Source organism: Marinicauda salina (genome assembly GCF_003122085.1).
In the GTDB taxonomy this organism is placed as follows: domain Bacteria; phylum Pseudomonadota; class Alphaproteobacteria; order Caulobacterales; family Maricaulaceae; genus Maricicauda_A; species Maricicauda_A salina.
On sequence record NZ_QEXV01000001.1, the window covers coordinates 328,889 to 348,564 of the forward strand.

Consider the following 19,676-nt stretch of genomic DNA (forward strand, 5'->3'; position numbering starts at 1 on the left):
TCAGCCCAGCAGTGCCGGCGGAGCGTGATCGCAGAAGCTGCGGACGTCGAACACGCGTTCGTCGATGATGACGTCGCGCGGGGTGAGCGGCCGCGAGATCTCGAGGCCCTCCAGCGAGCGCGCGCGCGACAGCGCCACATAGGCCTGGCCGTGGGCGAACAGCCGGCGCGACACGTCGAGATAGACCCGGTCGAGCGTCAGCCCCTGCGCCTTGTGGATCGTCATCGCCCAGGCTAGCCGCAGCGGATACTGGGTGAAGGCGCCGACCGTCTCCTTCTTGAGCGTCTCGGCCTTGGCGTCGAAACCGTAACGGAAGCGCTCCCACTTCGCCGGCTCGACGGTGTGAACCTCGCCGCCGACGGCGACCTCGACGCCGTCTCCCGTGAAGCCCACGACCTCGCCCAGGCTGCCGTTGACCCAGCGTCCGCCCGGGTCGTTGCGGATCATCATCACCCGCGCCCCGGCCTTGAGCACCAGGGGATCGTCGGTGGGGAAGACCTTCTCCTCGAAGCTGCCCTCGACCTTGCCGGCGAAGGCGCGCGGCTCGCCCACCAGCGCGTCGAGGCGGGCGGCGTTGATGCGGTTGGCGACGTCGTTGGTGGCCGTCAGCACGACATGGGTCTCGCTCGCCTCGAGCCCGTTGCGCCCCGTCACGCGCGTGTTCAGGAGCGCGCCCTGCTCGCGCGTGATCCGGCCCTCGCGCACGGCGTTGAGGATCTCGACGAATTCGGGATCGGCCTGGCGGTGGATCTCCTCCAGCTCGATCATGGTGAAGCCGGCGTCGCGGAAGACCGGCGGGTGGAAGAAGAACGGTCCGCCGAAGCTCTCCTCGAGCCAGGCCGCCTCCTCGCCGCGCACGATGGGCGGCAGCTGGGCGAGATCGCCGGCGAGCACCATCTGCACTCCGCCGAAGGGCGCGTCGACGCCGCGATTGATCCTCAAACTCCGGTCGATCGCGGCCATGACGTCGGCGCGCACCATCGAGATCTCGTCGATGATCAGCGTCTTGAGCGCCTTCATCGCCTTGCCCCCGCGCACGCGGCGCACGTCGTCGGGCGTGACCAGACGCGGCGGCAGGCGGAAGAAGGCGTGCAGCGTCATGCCGCCGGCGTTCATCGCCGCCACGCCCGTCGGCGCGAGCACCGCGGCGTCGCGTCCCATCCGGGCGATCAGCGCGCGCGTCACGGTGGTCTTGCCCGAGCCGGCCTTGCCGGTGAGGAAGACATTGGCGCCGGATCCGGCGATGTATTCGACGAGGTCGGCCTGCGAGGCCGACAGCTGGGGAAGAGGGTCTGCGGTCACGGCGGGCGGGCTCGCTGAACTGAGAGGTCGCGCACCCTGCCCGGTTTCGCCCGGCCGCGCCAGCGCGCCCCTAGGCAAGACGCTGCGATGAATTAGCTTGGGCCCGTCCCCGCCGCCGGAGCCCGCCATGGCCGTCGATATCGAACGCCACGCCCGCCACATCCTCCTGAAGGAGATCGGCGGCCCGGGCCAGCAGCGCCTGGCCGCGGCGCGCGCGACGATCATCGGCGCGGGCGGGCTCGGCTGCCCCGCCGCGATCTATCTCGCCGCCGCCGGCGTGGGCACGATCCGCATCGTCGACCCCGACATTGTCAGCCTCGACAACCTGCAGCGCCAGATCCTGTTCCGCACCGAAGACGTCGGCCGGGCGAAAGTCGAGCGCGTCGCCGAGGCGATCGCCGATCTTGACCCCAACGTCACGGTCGAACCGCGTGCGACGACGGCCGATGCGGACAGCCTGCCCGGCCTGCTCGACGACGCCGACCTCGTTCTCGACGGCTGCGACGATTTCGAGACCCGCTTCGCGGTCAATCGCGCCGCAGTCGCCGCGCGCATCCCGCTGGTCTCGGGCGCGGTCGGGCGCTGGGACGCCCAGATCGGCGTGTTCGCCCCGCATCTCGCCGCCGACGCGCCGTGCTATCGTTGCCTCGTGCCGGAGACGCCGCCCGACGCCGAACGCTGCGCCGAGGTCGGCATCGTCGGCGCGCTCACCGGCATCGCGGGCTCGGTGATGGCGCTGGAGGCGATCAAGCTGATCGCGCGCGCCGGCGAGCCGCTCGTGGGCCGGCTGCAGATCCATGACGGGCTGTCGGGCGAGGTCCGGACCGTGCGCCTGCCGAAGGATCCGGCGTGCGCGGATTGCGGGGGGCGATAAACCGAGCCGCAACGTGTCATCCCGGAAGCCCGCAGGGCTATCCGGGACCTACTGGCAGCGCTTCCCGAAGTCGGTTGGCGTTTCCGGTAGGTCCCGGCTCGGCCTGGCGGCCGGCCGGGATGACGAGGTCAGGGCTGAACGCGCCCCTACCGCCGCCCCTTCTTCAGGGTCTTCGCGGCCTGGCGGGCCTGGACGACGACCACGAAGAAGAAGGCCGCGCCGAACGCCGCGCCCAGCAGCATCCCCTGCCACCAGCTTCCCAGCATCGCCCAGAACAGCAGGCCGAGCACCAGGGCGGCGCCGATGGCCAGCACGGCGACCCGGATCTGGTCGCGTCTATTCGGTTTGCGCCGTGACATCGCGGTACAGCGTCTCCGTCATGCGTTCGGTGGTTATGAAACCCCAGTTCCAGTCGTCGTGGAAGTCCGCGAGCGGATTCGCCTCCATGACGGCGTCGAGATCGGCGCCCTCGGCGACCAGGGCTTCGACCCGCGAACGCGCCTCGGTCAGCATGGCGATGCTGTCGACGAGATCGGCCTCGGTCGAGAGCGGGCCGTGGCCGGCGATGATCTCGGTCTCCGGCCCGGCGATCTCGAGGCCGACGCGCATGGCCTCGATATAGCCCTCGACCGAGCCGCCCGAGTCGAGATCGATGTAGGGAAACAGGCCGGAGAACAGCACGTCGCCCATGTGCAGGACGTCGGCTTCCTCGAAATAGACCAGCGCGTCGCCGTCGGTATGCGCGGCGGGAACGTGCGTGGCGCGCACCGTCTGGCCGTTGACGTGGAAGTGCAGGTCGTCGCCGAAGGTGAGGATCGGCGCCGCGCCGGGCTCCATCGCCCAGTCTTCCTCGGAGGCGAGGATTCGCGCGCGGATATTGTGGTGGCCGGCCACGGTGGAGCCCTGCGCGGCGAAGTGGCTGTTTCCGCCGACATGGTCGGCGTGCCAGTGCGTGCTCAGGATGAAGCGCGGAACGCCCTCTCCGGCGACGGCCTCGATCGCGGCCTCGAGCGCCGATCCGGTTTCGGGGAGCTGATCGTCGACGACGAACACGCCGTCCGGACCCGGCAGGATGGCGACATTGCCCGCCCGGCCGGTCGACAGCATGACGATCCCGCCGCTCAGCTCGGTCGTTTCGTATTCGAACTCCGGCGCATCCTCCTGTGCGACGGCGGCGGATGCGGCGAGCGCGGCGGCTGCGATGGAGGCGAGGCTGAGGGCGCGGAGCATCACGCGTCTCCCGTGGCTGCTTCTGTTCAACATGGAACGCCGGGCGGCGGCCGTCCAGCTTCGGCCTAGTCGGGCGCAGACGCGCCCGGCTCATCCGTCCCGGACGCCTCCGCGGCCAGCAGGTGCTCGTCGAGAAATCCGGTCACATGGAACAGAACGGTCGCATAGACGCCGGGATCGGAGAGATCGTGCCCGCCTGAATTGGGGATGAAGGTGACCGGTCGCCCCGCGTCCTGGAGCGCGGCTTCCATCATCTCGCTCTGCTCGATCGGGACGACGTCGTCCTCGCGCCCGTGGAGGAGCAGCACCGGAATCCGAATCTCTTCGGCGCGCCGCGCCGGGGATCGGCTTTCCAGCATGGCCATGTCGGCGTCCGGGTCCCCGATCGTGCGTACGAGATAGTCGTGGGCCGACTCCTCGCGCTCTCGCTCCCACGTCAGCATGGCGGGCAGATCGGCGACGCCGGCGCCGGACACCGCGCAACGATACAGGTCCGGCGTCTTCACCGCGCCCATCAGCGCGGCGTAGCCGCCATAACTGAACCCGACGATGCAGACCCGCTCCGGGTCGGCGAGGCCGGCCTCGAGCAGCGACCGGACCCCGTCGGTGACATCGTCCTGCATGAGGCCGCCCCATTCGCCGTGACCGGCCTCGGCGAAGGCGCGGCCAAAACCGTAGGAGCCGCGGAACTGGGGCTGGAAGACGAGATAGCCCTTCGCGGCCAGCAGCTGGGCGACGTCGTCGAAGCCGTAGACATCGCGGCGTTCGGGCCCGCCGTGCGGCAGAACGACGAGCGGCGGCGGATCGAGCGCCGGTCGCGCAGGCTCGGTGACATATCCGAACAGCGCGGCGCCGTCGCGGGCGCCGTAGCGATGCACCCGCACCTGCGCCAGCGCCCGCGAGGACAGCGCCGGGCGTTCCGCGCCGAGCTCCGTCGTGCGCTCCGTCGCGGCGTCGTAGAGGTGGTACGCGCCCGGCTCGGTCGGACCGCTCACCCGCACCAGGATCCGTCCGCCGGCCTGCTGGACGGGCTCCACCGGGAAATCGGGACCGAAGCGCGCCTCGAGCCCGCTCACATGCTCGGCCAGCGAGTCGTCGGGGATATGGATCCGGGGATGGGTGTCGGCGTAGCGCACGTTCATCAGACGCATCGAGAAAGGGTCGATCTCGACCGAATCGACGTCGTGGTCTTGATCAAGAAAGATCGGGTCCAGGAGCGCATCGTCGGTGAACGAGTAGCGGAAAACGCCGATGGTTCCGGTCTCCTCCGACCGGGCCAGAACGATCGCCTCGTCATGGCTCTCCGAGCGCGCCGCCCACTGGAACTCGTTCTCGATCCGCCCGAACTCGTGCTGGTCGAAGCGGGCGACGCGCCGCCAGCGCCGGTGCCCGTCGGGCCGCGCAAGCACGTTGACGGCGCGTCCGCCGCGTCCAGCGGATTCGAAACGCATCACCGGCTCGCTGCGCGCATTGGTGAACCAGGCGAGTGTCGTCTGGCGGCCATGCGCCACGCGGCGCGACTCCCCGGTGTAGATATTGACGCGGTAGAGATCGAGGTCGGCGCGGAAGGGCGACCGCCCGCGCCGGGTGCGCGCGGGCATCAGGATGTGTTCGGGGTCCTCCGGCAGGAAATCGGTCACCCGGTCCAGGCGCTGGTTGAACAGCGTGTTGAAGCGCGGGTCGTTCAGGTCGAACAGGAAGACGCTGTCCCCGCCGCGGATATTGATGGAACCGACCTGGCTGCGCAGGACGCGCGTCACCGGATCGCCGTTCTGATCGACGACGCGCACCCCGCGGCCGGCGCTCACGCGGCTGACGAAGGTCATGCCCAGCAGGATGCGCTCGTTATTGCCCCACGCGATCCAGCGGACGTTGAGGCCGGGCAGGTTGAGCAGGCGTCGCCGCGGCTGCGCGGGGTCGCTCAGGTCCACGACGGCGAGACGCCTTCCGACCCCGGGCGGGTCGCCGGGCTGCGGGTATCTGAGGTAGATGAGGCGCTGGCCGTCCGGCGAGAGCTGCGGCTGCACGATCTCCGGCGGGGCGACCACGTCGGCGGCGCTAGGAGGGCGGCGCCACTCCTCCTGCGCCCGGACCGGCCCCGGCGCGACGCCCGCCCAGGCGGCCAGTATGAAGCCCGCAACAAGCCAGATCGCACCGCGCATTCGCTCCCCCCGAGGCGATATCGCACACAACCTTATGGCGCCGTTTCAGACGCCGGCAAGTCCGACCCCGCCTCGACGCAGCTGCTTTACGACGTCTTTACCCGCCGGCCCGAGCTTGATCGCATGCGCAGTCTCCCGGCGATCCTGGCGTTTGCCGTCTCCGTCACCGCCGCCGCCGCTTCGCCGGCGGCCGGCCAGGGCTGCGACACGCATTCCGGCCTGCCGGTGCCGCGCTTCGTCTCGCTCAAGTTCGACGAGGTGCGCGGCCGCGCCGGCCCCTCCTTCGGCCATCCCGTCCGCTGGCTCTATGTCCGCGAGGGCCTGCCCGTGGAGATCGTCGCCGAGACCGCCGACTGGCGCCGCGTGCGCGACCCCGGCGGCGAGACGACCTGGATGCATCGCCGCACGCTGTCCGGCCGGCGCGCCGCGCGCGCCCTCGAGACGGTCGCCCTGAGAGCCCGGCCCGACCCGGAGGCGCCGGTCGAGGGCCGCGCCGAGGAAGGCGCGATCCTCTGGCTCGAGCGATGCCGCGCGGGCTGGTGCCGTCTCGAGGCCGGGGGCGTGCGGGGCTGGGCCGCGGCCGACGCGTTGTGGGGCGTCTACGCCTGGGAGGCGCGCGGCGGCGATGCGCTTGAGCCCTCCGAACGGCCATGCTACCGCTCCGGCGACGTCGCCGACGCCGCGGACGCGGCGGGCGGCGAGTCCCGCTGACGCAATCCGCGGCGCGATGAACGGCGCAGCCTGCGGCCGCGGGGTTCCGGCGTGCACAACGCCGGCCTATCGTCCGCCGACAGATCATCACAGGAGCGCGCCTCACCGGCGAACCGCGGATGCAAGACCAGAAAACAAGCTTTGACTACGATGCGCTGATCGCCTGCGGCCACGGCGAGGTGTTCGGCCCCGGCAACGCGCAGCTGCCGCTGCCGCCGATGCTGATGCTCGACCGCATCACGCAGATCACGCGCGAGGGCGGCGCCTACGGCAAGGGCTGCGTCGAGGCCGAGCTCGACGTGACGCGGGACGCCTGGTTCTTCGCCTGTCATTTCGAAGGCGACCCGGTGATGCCCGGCTGCCTCGGCCTGGACGCGATGTGGCAGCTGGTGGGCTTCTTCCTCGGCTGGACCGGCGCGCCGGGCAAGGGCCGGGCGCTCGGCGTCGGCGAGGTGAAATTCACCGGCCAGGTCACGCCCGAGATCAGCAAGGTGCGCTACATCATCGATCTCAAGCGGGTTATCCTGCGCAGGCTGGTGCTCGGGATCGCCGACGGCCGCGTGGAGGCTGACGGCCAGACCATCTACACCGCGAAGGATCTGCGCGTCGGGTTGTTCAAGCCCGAGGAACTCGAAAAGACGAAGGTGATCGAATGAGGCGCGTCGTCATCACCGGAATTGGCATGGTCTCATCCATCGGCGAGAACGCCGATGCGGTCGCGGCCGCCCTGCGCGCGGGACGCTCGGGCGTCGTCGCCGCTCCCGAGTACGCCGATCTCGGCTTCAAGTGCCAGGTTCACGCCCGGCCGTCGGTCGACCCCAAGGACCATGTCGACAAGCGCGTCTACCGCTTCATGGGCGAAGGCGCGGGCTGGGCCTACATGTCGATGGAGCAGGCGATCGCAGACGCCGGCCTCGAGAAGGCCGACGTCTCCAACGAGCGCACCGGCCTGATCGTGGGCACCGGCGGCCCCTCCACCGAGGCCATCGTGTCGGCCGCCGACATCACGCGCGAGAAGGGGCCGCGCCGCATCGGCCCGTTCGCCGTGCCCAAGGCGATGAGCTCGACCGGCTCGGCCACGCTCGCAACCCCGTTCGAGATCAAGGGGCTGAGCTATTCGATCAGCTCGGCGTGCACCACCTCGCTGCACTGCATCGGCGCGGCGGCCGAACAGATCCAGTGGGGCAAGCAGGACGTGATGTTCGCCGGCGGCGGCGAGGAGCTGCACTGGTCGCTGTCCAACCTGTTCGACGCCATGGGCGCGATGAGCTCGGGCTTTAACGACACGCCGGAGAAGGCTTCCCGGGCCTTCGACGTCGATCGCGACGGCTTCGTCATCGCCGGCGGCGCCGGCGTCGTCGTGCTCGAGGAGTACGAGCGGGCGAAAGCGCGCGGGGCGACGATCCATGCCGAGATCCTCGGCTACGGCGCGACCAGCGACGGCTACGACATGGTCCAGCCCTCGGGCGAGGGCGCGGAGCGCTGCATGCGCATGGCGCTCGACGAGGCGAAGGGCCGCACGATCGACTACGTCAATCCGCACGCCACCGCGACGCCGGTCGGCGACGTGCGCGAGGCCGCCGCGCTGCGCGCGGTGTTCGGCGAGAACATTCCCGCGGTCTCTGCGACGAAGTCGATGACCGGCCACTCGCTCGGCGCGGCCGGGGCGCAGGAGGCGATCTATTCCCTGCTGATGATGCGCGACGGCTTCATCGCGCCGTCGATCAATGTCGAGACGATCGATCCCGAGCTCGATTTCCTGCCGGTCGTCACCGAGACGCGCGAGGCGGAGCTGAACACGGTGCTGTCCAACAGTTTCGGCTTCGGCGGCACCAACGGCACGCTGATCATGGGTCGGCCGGAGTAGGCGCCCGGCTGAAGTCACGGACGGCGCAGGGCGCCGTTCGTCGGCGGCGCGCGGCCCGCCTCGTCATCGCCGGACTTGTTCCGGCGATCCAGACATGACGGCGCACGCCGAATGGATCACCGGGACGAGCCCGGTGATGACAGCCAACAGACCGAAAGCGAGCGTAGCCGCCCCCTACTCCGCCTCGATGCGCGCCGGCGCCTGGAATTGCGGCGCGATCTTGAGATCCCGCGCCAGCCTGAGCTTGGCGAGGATGAGCAGCATCGTGCCGTTATAGTCGACGAGCCGGTTGATCAGCCCCTTGCGCGGCAGGTGCAGCGCGCTGGTGGGATACTCGTGATGGTGGCCGTGGATCGCCTCGCCGCCGGTGAGCACCGCCAGCAGCCAGCGCAGCCAGGCCGGCGCCCTCAGATGGCCGACGACGTTCACGCCCAGCGTCGTGGCGTGGAACTGGATTCCCCGCGCGGTCACCGCCGAGGCGTGCAGCAGGAAGGTCAGCAGCACCGAGCCGCCCAGCGCGATCACCGCGGCGTAGATCGCCGCGGGGATGATGAGGTGCACCGTGAGCGCCATCCAGTTGTAGTGCCGGTCGACGAAGCGCACGCCGGGCACGTTCCTGAGCCACATCGCCAGCGGGCGCTTGAGATCGTTCTCGTCGCGCCACAGCAGCCAGCCGATCCACGCCCAGAACTTGCTTTCGTGCGGGTTGTGGGGGTCGCCGGGCTTGTCGGACAGGCGATGGTGCTGGGAGTGGTAGTTCACCCAGTCCTTGAGCTGGCCCTGCATCGCGACGACGCAGTTCACCGCCGTGATCAGCTGGGCGGGCCAGCGCAGCTCGCCGGCGCGGTGCTGCCAGATGCGGTGGAGCACGCCGATGCCGAGATTGCACACGACCAGCGTGACCGAACCGGCCGCCAGCGCCAGCGGGACATACCACCAGTGGAAGGCGAGGCCGGGATGGGCGAGGCCCAGGGCGAGGGCGGCGATGACGCCCAAGACCCCAAGCGCGGGATAGATGATGGCGGCGAATACGCTGGGCCAGTCCAGATTACGCCAAGTCTTCTCGATCGATTGGGATCGCGGCGTGGGCAGTCTCTGCATCGGTGCTCCTCGAGAACGGTCCGGTTCGCGTCCGGGTCGCGGTGGGCGGAACGGTGGCATGATCCGCTTCGTCCCGCCAGTCGGCCACACGAATTTGAGCCGAGCGTTAACGCCCCCGGCTGCGCCTCGACGCAGCATCGCGAACAGGCTATTTCGGGCGAACCTACTCTCTTCGGCGCTCGGACGCGCGGACGGGGCGCAGCTCCGCTTCACTCGGCCGCAGCGCCCCAGCATCGCGGAGCCGAGACCATGGCCGACACCGAGTTTCCCGCCGGCGAGCTCATGAAGGGCAAGCGCGGCCTCGTCATGGGGGTCGCGAACAAGAACTCGATCGCCTGGGGGATCGCCCAGCAGCTGCACGCCCAGGGCGCGGAACTGGCCTTCTCCTACCAGGACGAGGCGCTGGAGAAGCGGGTCCGCCCGCTCATCGAGTCGCTCGGCGACGAGCCCTTCATGGTCACCGCCGACGTCAGCGACGACGCCTCGATGGACGCCTGCTTCGAGACGATCGAGAAAAAGTGGGGCCGGCTCGACTTCCTCGTCCACGCCATCGCCTTCGCCGGCAAGGACGAGCTTCAGGGCAGCTTCACCCACAATACGACGCGCGAGGGTTTCAAGCGCGCGATGGACATCTCGGCGTTCTCCTTCGTCGACGCGGCCAAGCGCGCCAGCGCGCTGATGCCGTCGAAGGAGGAAGGCGGCGGGTCGATCGTGACCATGACCTATCTCGGCGCCGAGCGCGTCGTGCCCAACTACAACGTCATGGGCGTGGCCAAGGCCGCGCTGGAGGCCTCGACGCGCTATGTCGCGCGCGATCTCGGCCCGGCGGGAATCCGCGTCAACGCCGTCTCGGCCGGCCCGATGCGCACGCTCGCCATGGCGGGCATCTCCGGCGGGCGGACGCTGATGAAGACCGGCAAGGACTGGTCGATGCTCAAGGAGGACACGACGATGGAGGGCGTCGCCGGCGCCGCGCTCTACCTGCTGTCCGATCTCGGCCGGTCCTGCACCGGCGAGGTGCTCCATGTCGACGCCGGCTTCCACGCCGTCGCCGTGCCCGACATCGAGGAGGGGTGAGCCCCTACTCCACGCAGAGCCAGCGGCTCTGGTGCAGGCGCCAGGGATTGTTCACCCAGCCCCGGACGCGTTCGCCGACCACCATCTTGCTGGACTCGTAGTAGACGGGAATGATCGGCGCGGCGTCGAGCACGAGCTGCTCGGCCTCGGCCATCAGCGCGGCGCGGCGCTCGGGATCGGCGGCCTGGATCGCCTCGTCGAGCAGCGCGTCATAGTCGGGATCGCTCCAGCCGGAGTAGTTGATGTCGCCGGCGTCGCTGCGCCACTGAAGCAGATAGCCGTAGGGATCGTCGAAATCGGGCAGCCAGCCGGCCGTGCCCACGGCGAACGCGTCGGCGCGCATCCCCGCATAGTGGAGCTGGGTCTCGCGCACCATGAGCGCGGCGTCGACCCAGGGCGCGATCGCCGACCAGTCGGCCTGGATGACCGGGGCGACCCGCGGCCATCCCGCCGCAGGCGTGTAGAAGAAATTGAAGCGCAGGGGATTGTCGGGGCCGAATCCCGCCTCTTCGAGCAGGCGGCGGGCCTCGGCGCGGCGGGCCTCGATATCCGCGCCCGCGAAGTCGAGCGCGACGCCTTCCGGGCGGTTGGCCACGCCTTCGCCGACGATGCGCCAGGCCGGCCGGTCGGCGCCGGCCAGCACCTCGCCGGCCAGGAATTCGCGGTCGATCGACAGCGACAGCGCGCGCCGGACGCGCGCGTCGTCGAAGGGCGGACGCGACGTGTTGAGGATCAGGTTGCGCAAGAGGACGCCGGGATGGGTCTCGACGATCTCGGGATTGCGCCGCCGCAGCATCTCCAGGCTCGCGCCGGAGACGTCCGTGTTGAGGTCCAGCTCGCCATTGCGGACGCGGCGTTCGGCGGCGGCGGTGTCCACCGTCGGATAGTAGTAGACATTGTCGAGGCAGACGTCGTCGGCGTCGTAATAGGTGTCGCTGGCGCGCAGGTGGATGAAGTTGTCGGCGCGCCATTCCACGAGGTGGAACGGTCCGCTGGTGACGATGTTCTCGGCGTGGATCCAGGCCGGGCCGTGCTCGGCGACGGCGTGCCGGGGAAGCGGCTGGCCCCACAGCATCAGGACCGAAGGCAGATAGGGCGCGGGATATTCGAGGCGGAGCTCGACGGTGCGCGGATCGACCGCCGTCGCGCCGAGCGCCTCCACGGGCTGCTCGCCCCGGTTCACCGCGCGCGCGTTCTCGATCATGAACAGCATCGTCGGATACTGGTTCATCGTGTCCGGATCGAGCGCCCGGCGCAGGCCCGCGACCACGTCGCCGGCCGTGATCGGCGTTGCGTCGGACCATTGCGCCGGGCGCAGTCCGAACGTCCAGACCAGCCCGTCCTCGGACACCTCGACGGTCTCGGCGAGGCCGCGCACCGGTCGCCCGTCCGGGCCGGGCTCGTAGAGCCCGACGAACATGTCGGCGATGATGAAGCGCGCGTCCTGCAGATGCGCCGTGTGCGGATCCAGCGTGAGCGGCTCGGAGCGGTTGCCGCGATGAAGCGTCGCCGAATCGTCGGGGCGTTCCCCCGAACACGCCGCCAGGATCACCGCCGCAGCGAGCGCAATCGAACGCAATGACAAGGCCGGTCTCCGCTTCAGCCCGGTCTTCGGGATAGCCGAGCTGGGGTTAACAGCGCGTCACCCATCACACGTTTTCGTGAACGCGCACGTCTCGGACTGCGCGCAAAGCCTCGTCGCCACGCGTACCGGCGACGCCCGGCTGAGATTAAGTTCTTTTAATGACGGATATTTAAGTCACGTTTACGCCATGCCTCGATCACCGTGCCGGCCGAATTCGATGGATGCGCGGGGACGAGTGCCGATGCGGCGGGCGATTGTTTCGATAGTGCTGGCGAGCAGCCTGGGTCCGGCCTGGGCGAACGACGACTCCGTGCCCGCCGGCGCCGCCTACCGGCCCGCCGATTTCGAGCAGTTCGCGCCGCGGACGGCGCTCGACATGGTCGAGCAGATCCCCGGCTTCCGGATCCGCCGGGGCGAGGAGGCGCGCGGGCTCGGCCAGGCCGACGACAACGTGCTGATCAACGGCCGGCGCATATCCGGCAAGTCCAACGACGCCGTCGACGCGCTCCGGCGCATCCCCGCCGACGCCGTCGAGCGTCTCGAAGTGCGCGACGGCGCGACGCTGGGCATCCCCGGCCTGTCGGGCCAGGTCGTCAACGTGGTGGCGCGGCTGAGCCGCTTCGGCGGCAACTGGCGCTGGCGTCCCGAGTTTCGCGAGGGCGTCGATCCCAGCCTGCAAGCCGGCGAAATCACGTTGAGCGGCACGCTGCGCGGCGTCGAATACACGCTGTCTTTCGAGGAGAACGGGTTCCGCAACGGCGCGCGCGGACCCGAAGAGGTGTTCGACGCCGCGGGCGCGCTGATCGACCTGCGCGACGAAGACGGCCAGTTCTACGCCGATCGCCCGCAGCTCAGCCTCGGCCTCGGCTACATCACGGACGGCGGCGTGGTGATGAATGTCAACGCGCAGTACGGCGAGCGCAATTTCACCGGCCGCGAGTTCTCCCTGCGCAGCGGACCGGGCCTTCCGGACCGCTTCCGGGTCTTCGAGGACAGCGAGAACGAGTGGAACGCCGAGATCGGCGGCGACATCGAGTTCGGGCTCGGCGCGGGCCGGCTCAAGCTGATCGGGCTTCAGCGCATGGAGGACAGCCCCAGCATCGCGGTTCAGCGGACGCAGTTCGCCGACGGAGCGCCGGACGCGGGCAGCCGTTTCAGCCGGGACGCCTGGGAGAGCGAGAGCATCCTGCGCAGCGAATACTCCTGGGTTCCCCGCGCCGGCGTCGACTGGCAGGTGTCCCTCGAAGGCGCGTTCAACGTGCTCGACATCGAGTCCGGCCTCGAGCGGCTCGACGCATCCGGCGATTTCCGGCCCGTCCCGCTGCCCAATTCGAACAGCCGCGTCGAGGAGCGCCGCGCCGAGGCGAACGTCACCCATTCCCGGCCCCTGCCCTGGAGCTGGGCGGTCCAGACCTCGCTCGGCGCGGAATATTCCGAACTCAGCCAGGACGGCGCCTTCGGCCAGGTCCGCGAGTTCGTACGCCCCAAGGGGTTCGTCGCGTTCACCCACCAGCCGACCGAGACTCTCGACGTCCGGCTCAATCTCGAGCGCAGCGTCGGCCAGATCAGCTTCTTCGACTTCATCGCCTCGGTCGATCTCGGCAGCGGCAACCAGAGCGCGGGCAACCCCGAACTCGTCCCCCCGCAGAGCTGGGAGCTGTCCTTCGAAGCGACGCAGAACGCCGGCGCCTGGGGCTCGGTCACCGGCCGCGTCTTCGCAGAGCGCATCACCGACATCATCGACGTCGTCCCGATCGGCGATCGCGGACAGGGCCTGGGCAATCTCGACGAGGCCGATCGCTACGGGCTCGAGATCGAGGGCACGTTCAATCTCGATCCGTTCGGGCTGCAGGGCGCGCGGCTTGATTTCGAGGTGGAGCTCGTCGAGTCGCGCCTCGAGGACCCGCTCACGGGTCTCGACCGGCCGATCAGCGACGAGGCGCAGACGCAGGTCGAACTGGAATTCCGCCACGACATCGAGGGCACCGACTGGGCCTGGGGCGCGAGCTTCGAGCGCGAGCGCGAGGAGCCGTTCCTGCGTCTCGACGAGATCCGCGACTTCACCTTCGATCCCTACTGGACGTCGGCCTTCGTCGAGCACAAGGACGTGTTCGGCGCCACCGTCCAAGTCTGGGTGGGCAATCTCGTCGACGCCAGCGAGCGGTTCGACCGCACCGTCTTCGTCGACCGGCGCGACGGGCCTGTGGCCTTCGTGGAGAACCGCGACCGCACGTTCGGCCAGATCCTGCGCTTCACGATCTCCAGCGATTTCTGAGGGATCGCGTCTTGAACCCTGCGCGCGGCCGCGGCGTTATCCTCCCCGAAGCCTGAACGCGCCGGGAAGGGACAGCCTATCGATCTTCCGAAACGCACCTGGAATCGCCTCACCGAGCATATGGAGCCTCCGGTCTTCTTCGGCTCGGCGGGGCTCGTGGTCGTCTTCGTCCTCTTCGGGGGACTGTGGACGGGGCTGGCGAGCGACGTCTTCCAGACGAGCCAGGAATGGGTCTCCCGCACCTTCGGCTGGTGGTACATGCTGGCCGCGACCGGCTTCCTGGTTCTCGGGGCGTTCATCGCGCTCACGCCGGCCCGGCGCATACGCTTCGGCGGACCGAAGGCGAAGCCCGACTTCAACCGGTCGAGCTGGATCGCCATGCTGTTCGCCGCCGGCATGGGCACCGGGCTGGTCTTCTGGTCGGTCGCCGAGCCCCTGCTGCACTATGTGGAACCCCCGCCGGGCGTGGAGGACGGCAGCGCCGTCGCGGCCCGCGAGGCGATGCGGCTCACCTTCTTCCACTGGGGCCTGAACGCCTGGGGCATCTACCTGATCCTCGGGCTGGCGGTGGCGTATTTCCACTTCAACCAGGACCTGCCGCTGGCCCCGCGTTCGGCGCTCCACCCCCTCATCGGCGACCGGATCTACGGGCCGATCGGCCACGTCGTCGACACGCTGTGCACGGTGGGCGCGCTGCTCGGGGTGGCGACCTCGCTCGGCCTCGGCGCGATGCAGGTCAATGTCGGCCTGTCGCGCTTCTTCGACTTTCCGCAGAGCACCGCCGTCCAGGTCTCGCTGATCGCGATCATCACCGCGATGGCGACGGTCTCCGTGGTGATGGGCGTGCAGGGCGGCGTGCGGCGGCTGTCGCTCCTGAACATCATGCTGGCCGCGCTGCTGATGGTCTTCGTCTTCATCGCCGGACCGACCCAGTACATTCTCGAGACGCTGGTCTCCTCGACCGGGCTCTACATCCAGAAACTGCCCCGCGCGACGCTGTTCATCGACTTCGCCCGGTCCAATGACTGGCAGGCGACCTGGACCTTCTTCTACTGGGGCTGGTGGATCTCGTGGTCGCCCTTCGTGGCGATCTTCCTAGCGCGCATCTCGAAGGGGCGCACCATCGGCGAGTTCATCCTGACCGCGCTGATCGTGCCGACCGGAGCGACCTTTCTCTGGCTCGCCGTGTTCGGCGGCTCGGCGCTTCACGCCCAGATCCGCGAGAATGCCGGGCTCGCCCAGATGGTCCAGGAACGCGCCGCGGTTTCGCTTCACGCCCTGCTGGACACGCTGCCCCTGGCGACGGCGACGCTCATCTTCGCCACGCTGGTCATCGTGATCTTCTTCGTGACCAGCTCGGACTCCGGCTCGCTGGTCGACGACATGGTCACCTCCGGCGGCGATCCCCATCCCCCGCGCGCCCAGCGGGTCTTCTGGGCGGTGAGCGAAGGCGCGGTGGCCGCCACCCTGCTGCTCGTCGGCGGCCTCACGGCGATCCGCAACGCCGCGATCACGCTCGGCCTGCCGATGTCGCTGGTGCTCGTGGCCGCGGCGTTCGGCCTCATTCGCGGCTTGCGGCTGGACCGGATGACGCGGGAAGCCCCGAAGGAACGTCCGAAGAAGACGTCGAGTCGCTCCTGACGCGTCTCGGCTTGAGGCCGAACAGCGGCCGCAGCGGCGCAACCCTCCGCACCAGCTCGAACCCGGCGAAACAGCCGCCGACCGTGATCGCGACGAGGACGCCGAACTGCGTCCACACGCTCCAGCCGGCCTGGGCGATGTAATAGCCGGCGGCGACCGTGATCGTCTGATGCAGGATATAGAAGGGGAAGATCGCCTCGGTGAGATAGCGCCGCGCGGGTCCGTCCCGGTCGAGGAAGCGCTGGCCGAGGCCGAGCAGGGTGACGATCACGCTCCACGCGTAGAGCACGGTGATCATGCTGAACGCCGCCGAAGCCGCTTCGCCGAGATCCGGCCAGCCCAGCGCGGCCAGCGTCGCGGCGAGAAGCGTGAAGCCGGCCGCGTATGCGGCCGCGAGGGGCCAGGCCCGGCGCACGCCCGCCCAGAACGCCGGGCTCTTCGCCGCGAAATAGCCGAACAGCAGCGTCGTGAAACGGTGCGCGTGATTGGCCCAGTCGCCCCAGAGCGCGTGGGTGGTCGGGAAGTGCGGGTCGAGCACCGCGCCGTAGACGATGAACGGCGCCGCCGGGAGCACGAGCAACATCACGGCTCCGGCCGGACCGCTCCAGATCCGCCCGACCGCCGCGCCCGCCGGTCCGTCGGCCAGGCGCCGGAGGACCGGAATGACCGGCGCCAGCAGGAGCGAGTAGACCAGCAGGTAGACGACGTACCATAGATGGTTCCAGGTCGGCGTGACGACGCCGTGCAGGACCGACGGCCGGAGATAATCGCCGTAGAAGGCGAGCGGACCGGGCCCGATCGCGCCGTCCTGGCGGAGCTCGAAATATGTCTGCGGCGTCACCATGACGAGCATGCCGAAGGCGATGACGGGCAGCATGCGCGCGACGCGTTCGCGGGCGAATCCGCCCGCGCCCAGCTTGTCGGAGAGAAAGCGCAGCGCCACGCCGGAGATGAAGAAGAGCAGGGCCAGCCGCCAGGGATTGACCAGGCTCATGACAAGCTCCGGCCCTGCATTGGCGTCCGGGCTCTTCACGTGCCAGCCCCACGTCGTGAAGAACATGCCGACGTGGTAGAAGATGAGGATGGCGAAGGCGATGATGCGCAGCCAGTCGAGATCGTGGCGACGGCGCGCGGGCAGGGGATTGATCACCGAATTCATGGCTTGCGTCTCCAGCGACAGGAACATCGCCGTTTCTCGCTCGCCCGCCCCCGACTGCGCCATGCGCGCGACGCGGACCGCGGCCCGGCGGGACGATCGCCGCAGGGGCGGGGACGAACGGCGGAGGGCGGGGACGAACGGCGGAGACGCCGGATGAGGCCGGCCGAATCAGCGTCCCGGTCGGATCCCGCGCGCGCGGCCGAGCGCGCGGCCGAGCGCCGTGCGCTGAGGAACGCCGCCATCGCCTGCCTCGTCATCGCGCTGGGCGTCTATGTCATCAACTCGCTGTCGATCATGACGGTGATCGAGCGAGGCGGCGGGCTGCGCCCGGCGTGGTATCCGTGGGTGCTGGAAGGCACGGCCGTCATCGGCCTGCTCGCCGGCCTGCCCGTCATCGTCTGGTTCGGCCATCGTTTCGCGTTCGAGCCGGGGCGTTGGCGAACCTCGCTGGCGGTCCATCTCGCCGGCGCGCTGATCTATGGCGCGATCCAGATCGCGATCATGCTGGGCCTGCGCGCCGCGCTTTGGCCCGTGCTGTTCGCGGAGGCCTATGTCTACGGCGACGCGCCCTTCGACATCGCGCTCTACGAGTTTCGCAAGCAGGCGGGCATCTACGCCGGATTCCAGGCGGTCGTCTGGGTCGCGCGCCACATCGAGCGCCTGCGCATGGACGCCGCCGCGGCGCATGCCGACGCGCGCGCCGCCCAGCGCGTCACGCTGAAATGCGGCGGACGGACCTTCCATCTCGACGCCGGCGACTTCGTCGCCGCGAAGGCGGCGGGCAATTATGTCGAAGCGCGCTTCGGCCCACGCGAACACCTCGCCCGCATGACGCTGTCCGAACTCGCGGCCCTGCTTCGCGAGGCCGACATCGACGTCGCCCGCGTCCACCGCTCCTGGCTGGTCAATCGCGCCGCGATCGCCGAGACCGCCCCGGACGGCCAGGGCGGCCTCGTCATCACGCTCGCCGACGGGACGACTATCCCGGGCTCCCGGCGCTATCGCGCGGCCGGCGACGCCGCCGGAAGCTGAAAACCCTTCGCGTTCGATAATGTTCTGATTTCATTAACCCCTTCGCACGTATCGCGCGGCTCGGCAGTTCTCGCCAGATCCGATTGGGGACAGATTCAATGAAACTATCTTTCACGCGCGGCGCGAGCGCGCTCGCGCTCGCCTTGGCGTCTGCGCCCGCCCTCGCCGACGGGCCGAACGACCGAATCGAGGCGCTGGAGTCGCGCATCGAGCAGCTGGAGGAGACCAACCGTCGCCTCCTGGCCTATCTCGAGGCGCAAGGCGCGCTGGCGGAGCCCGAGGCCGCCCCGGCGGCCGGACGCCGCGCCGAGCACCACGCCGAGCATCACGGCGCCGACGCCCCCGCGCGCACAGCCGCCCATGCCGCGCATCACGGCCAGGCGCCGGCGACGGAGGCCGCCGCGGAGCGCTTCGTCGGATTGAGCGCCGATTACAGCTTCCGGATCCTCGATCACGCCGAGGGCGTGAACACGCGCCAGCTCACCCAGCTGCAGGCGATGCAGAGCGGGGAACTCGCCGATCGCGTGACGTTCAGCGGCGGGATCACGGCGCTGGCGAACTACCAGGAATCCAACTCGGACACGAAGTTCGGCTGGCTGATGCGCCACCCGACCTCCGCCAACCAGATCGGCGAGACGGTGTCGGAGTTCGTCGTTCACTCAGCGCAGATCGCCGCGACCGCGCGCCTGACCAACGATATCACCGCCTATGTCGAGCTGCTCTACGATCCCGAGCAAAGCTTCGGCGCGGGCACGATCACCGATCTCAACCGCAACCAGATCCAGCTGCGGCGCGGCTGGGTGATGTGGGGGGATCTCGAAGAGCGGCCGATCTACGCCGCCATCGGCAAGATGGATACGCCCTTCGGCCTCAACGACACGGTCAGTCCGTTCACGAACTCCACGAACTGGCACGCCTTCGCCGGCCTCGCCTATGGCGGCTTGCTCGGCTACTACGACAACGGGCTTCATCTCCGCGCCATGGCGATCCAGGGCGGCGCCCAGTTCCGCGCCCACAATTCGCCGGTCGAGGACACGGGCGTGCCGAGCCGGGTGAACAATTTCGCGCTCGACGCCAACTACACGGCGGACCTCGGCGCAGAGGGGCGCTGGCTCGTCGGCGCGAGCTACACCCACGCCAGCGCCTATTGCCAGGCTTACCCCGTCTTCCACTTCAATCCGTGTACGGACAACAATCCGGCCTGGTCCGTCTATTCGCGGCTCGAACTCGGCGAGTTCGAGGTGATCGGCGAATACGCGTCGACGACGGAGGCGTGGCCCGGCTCGGCCTCGCCGGCCCCGCAGTTCGCCCAGTTCGAGGCGGTGGAGACCGAGGCGTTCACCGTCGGCGGGCGCTACTGGATGAGCCTGCACGAGGATCGCGACTTCGCGCTCTCGGGCGAGTTCTCGCGGTTCGTCGCCGGCGACGACGGCGCGCCCTGGGAGCGGCAGGACCAGTACGTGCTCGGCGCGTCCTACTTCGTGACGCCGAGCGTGAACCTGTTCGGCGAGGTCATCCACACCAAGGGCTGGGCGCCGCTCAACTTCCTGTCCGGCGGCAATCTGCCGGGCGGCGCGACCTGGTCTGAGCGCGATGCGGAGACCAATATCCTCACCTTGGGAATCCAGGCGGCGTTCTGATCTCCCGACTGGTCCCGGCG

The 19,676-nt window shown here is 69.5% G+C and carries 16 protein-coding genes; 9 read left to right on the forward strand and 7 right to left on the reverse strand.

Annotated elements, in window-relative coordinates:
• The gene (locus DDZ18_RS14185; RefSeq protein ID WP_269845052.1) at positions 1–1,302 is read right to left on the reverse strand and encodes an ATP-dependent DNA helicase; all 1,302 of its coding nucleotides are present in this window, start codon (positions 1,300–1,302) and stop codon (positions 1–3) included.
• Between the two features lie 127 nt (positions 1,303–1,429).
• On the opposite strand from DDZ18_RS14185, the gene DDZ18_RS01450 reads away from it, so the two are divergent.
• A complete protein-coding gene (locus DDZ18_RS01450; protein WP_109251574.1) occupies positions 1,430–2,176 on the forward strand; it encodes a HesA/MoeB/ThiF family protein in 747 nt (248 codons plus the stop codon).
• A 146-nt stretch (positions 2,177–2,322) separates the two neighbouring features.
• On the opposite strand, the gene DDZ18_RS01455 is transcribed toward DDZ18_RS01450, so the two are convergent.
• The 3 genes from DDZ18_RS01455 to DDZ18_RS01465 all read right to left on the reverse strand — a co-directional run bounded on the left by DDZ18_RS01455 (position 2,323) and on the right by DDZ18_RS01465 (position 5,568).
• Positions 2,323–2,535 (reverse strand): hypothetical protein, encoded by a 213-nt coding sequence (locus tag DDZ18_RS01455; RefSeq protein WP_109251575.1) that lies wholly within the window; start codon positions 2,533–2,535, stop codon positions 2,323–2,325.
• Complete coding sequence (locus DDZ18_RS01460; protein WP_109251576.1) at positions 2,513–3,406, reverse strand: MBL fold metallo-hydrolase; 894 nt, start codon at positions 3,404–3,406, stop codon at positions 2,513–2,515. Before DDZ18_RS01460 ends, DDZ18_RS01455 begins: the two co-directional genes overlap by 23 nt.
• A gap of 65 nt (positions 3,407–3,471) precedes the next feature.
• Positions 3,472–5,568: an alpha/beta hydrolase family protein gene (locus DDZ18_RS01465; protein WP_146190583.1), complete on the reverse strand. Its 2,097-nt coding sequence runs from the start codon at positions 5,566–5,568 to the stop codon at positions 3,472–3,474.
• A 123-nt stretch (positions 5,569–5,691) separates the two neighbouring features.
• Here DDZ18_RS01465 and DDZ18_RS01470 point away from each other — a divergent pair, with 123 nt between their 5' ends.
• The 3 genes from DDZ18_RS01470 to fabB all read left to right on the forward strand — a co-directional run bounded on the left by DDZ18_RS01470 (position 5,692) and on the right by fabB (position 8,146).
• Positions 5,692–6,279, forward strand: coding sequence for an SH3 domain-containing protein (locus tag DDZ18_RS01470; protein ID WP_109251578.1), 588 nt, complete (start codon positions 5,692–5,694; stop codon positions 6,277–6,279).
• Positions 6,280–6,398: 119 nt separating this feature from the next.
• A complete protein-coding gene (gene fabA / locus DDZ18_RS01475) occupies positions 6,399–6,935 on the forward strand; it encodes a 3-hydroxyacyl-[acyl-carrier-protein] dehydratase FabA (protein WP_109251579.1) in 537 nt (178 codons plus the stop codon).
• Positions 6,932–8,146 carry a beta-ketoacyl-ACP synthase I gene (gene fabB / locus DDZ18_RS01480; RefSeq protein WP_109251580.1) on the forward strand — a complete coding sequence of 405 codons (1,215 nt, stop codon included), beginning with the start codon at positions 6,932–6,934 and terminating at the stop codon, positions 8,144–8,146. Before fabA ends, fabB begins: the two co-directional genes overlap by 4 nt.
• A 174-nt stretch (positions 8,147–8,320) precedes the next feature.
• On the opposite strand, the gene DDZ18_RS01485 is transcribed toward fabB, so the two are convergent.
• Positions 8,321–9,247 (reverse strand): acyl-CoA desaturase, encoded by a 927-nt coding sequence (locus DDZ18_RS01485; RefSeq protein ID WP_109251581.1) that lies wholly within the window; start codon positions 9,245–9,247, stop codon positions 8,321–8,323.
• Between the two features lie 249 nt (positions 9,248–9,496).
• Here DDZ18_RS01485 and DDZ18_RS01490 point away from each other — a divergent pair, with 249 nt between their 5' ends.
• On the forward strand, positions 9,497–10,324 hold the full coding sequence (locus DDZ18_RS01490) for an enoyl-ACP reductase FabI (protein ID WP_109251582.1): 828 nt from the start codon (positions 9,497–9,499) through the stop codon (positions 10,322–10,324).
• 4 nt (positions 10,325–10,328) lie between these two features.
• Here the strand turns inward: DDZ18_RS01490 and DDZ18_RS01495 are convergent, their stop codons facing one another.
• Positions 10,329–11,909 (reverse strand): peptide ABC transporter substrate-binding protein, encoded by a 1,581-nt coding sequence (locus DDZ18_RS01495; protein WP_146190584.1) that lies wholly within the window; start codon positions 11,907–11,909, stop codon positions 10,329–10,331.
• A 265-nt stretch (positions 11,910–12,174) separates the two neighbouring features.
• Here DDZ18_RS01495 and DDZ18_RS01500 point away from each other — a divergent pair, with 265 nt between their 5' ends.
• Positions 12,175–14,184 (forward strand): TonB-dependent receptor plug domain-containing protein, encoded by a 2,010-nt coding sequence (locus tag DDZ18_RS01500; protein WP_158272031.1) that lies wholly within the window; start codon positions 12,175–12,177, stop codon positions 14,182–14,184.
• Between the two features lie 120 nt (positions 14,185–14,304).
• Positions 14,305–15,825, forward strand: coding sequence for a BCCT family transporter (locus DDZ18_RS01505; protein WP_109251585.1), 1,521 nt, complete (start codon positions 14,305–14,307; stop codon positions 15,823–15,825).
• Here the strand turns inward: DDZ18_RS01505 and DDZ18_RS01510 are convergent.
• On the reverse strand, positions 15,746–17,011 hold the full coding sequence (locus DDZ18_RS01510) for an acyltransferase family protein (protein ID WP_233245672.1): 1,266 nt from the start codon (positions 17,009–17,011) through the stop codon (positions 15,746–15,748). The two genes, DDZ18_RS01505 and DDZ18_RS01510, sit on opposite strands and share 80 nt — an antisense overlap.
• Positions 17,012–17,137: 126 nt before the next feature.
• On the opposite strand from DDZ18_RS01510, the gene DDZ18_RS01515 reads away from it, so the two are divergent.
• Both DDZ18_RS01515 and DDZ18_RS01520 read left to right on the forward strand, forming a co-directional pair.
• The gene (locus DDZ18_RS01515) at positions 17,138–18,016 is read left to right on the forward strand and encodes a LytTR family DNA-binding domain-containing protein (protein WP_109251586.1); all 879 of its coding nucleotides are present in this window, start codon (positions 17,138–17,140) and stop codon (positions 18,014–18,016) included.
• A 98-nt stretch (positions 18,017–18,114) separates the two neighbouring features.
• Complete coding sequence (locus DDZ18_RS01520; protein WP_109251587.1) at positions 18,115–19,656, forward strand: hypothetical protein; 1,542 nt, start codon at positions 18,115–18,117, stop codon at positions 19,654–19,656.
• Positions 19,657–19,676 lie beyond the last annotated feature (20 nt).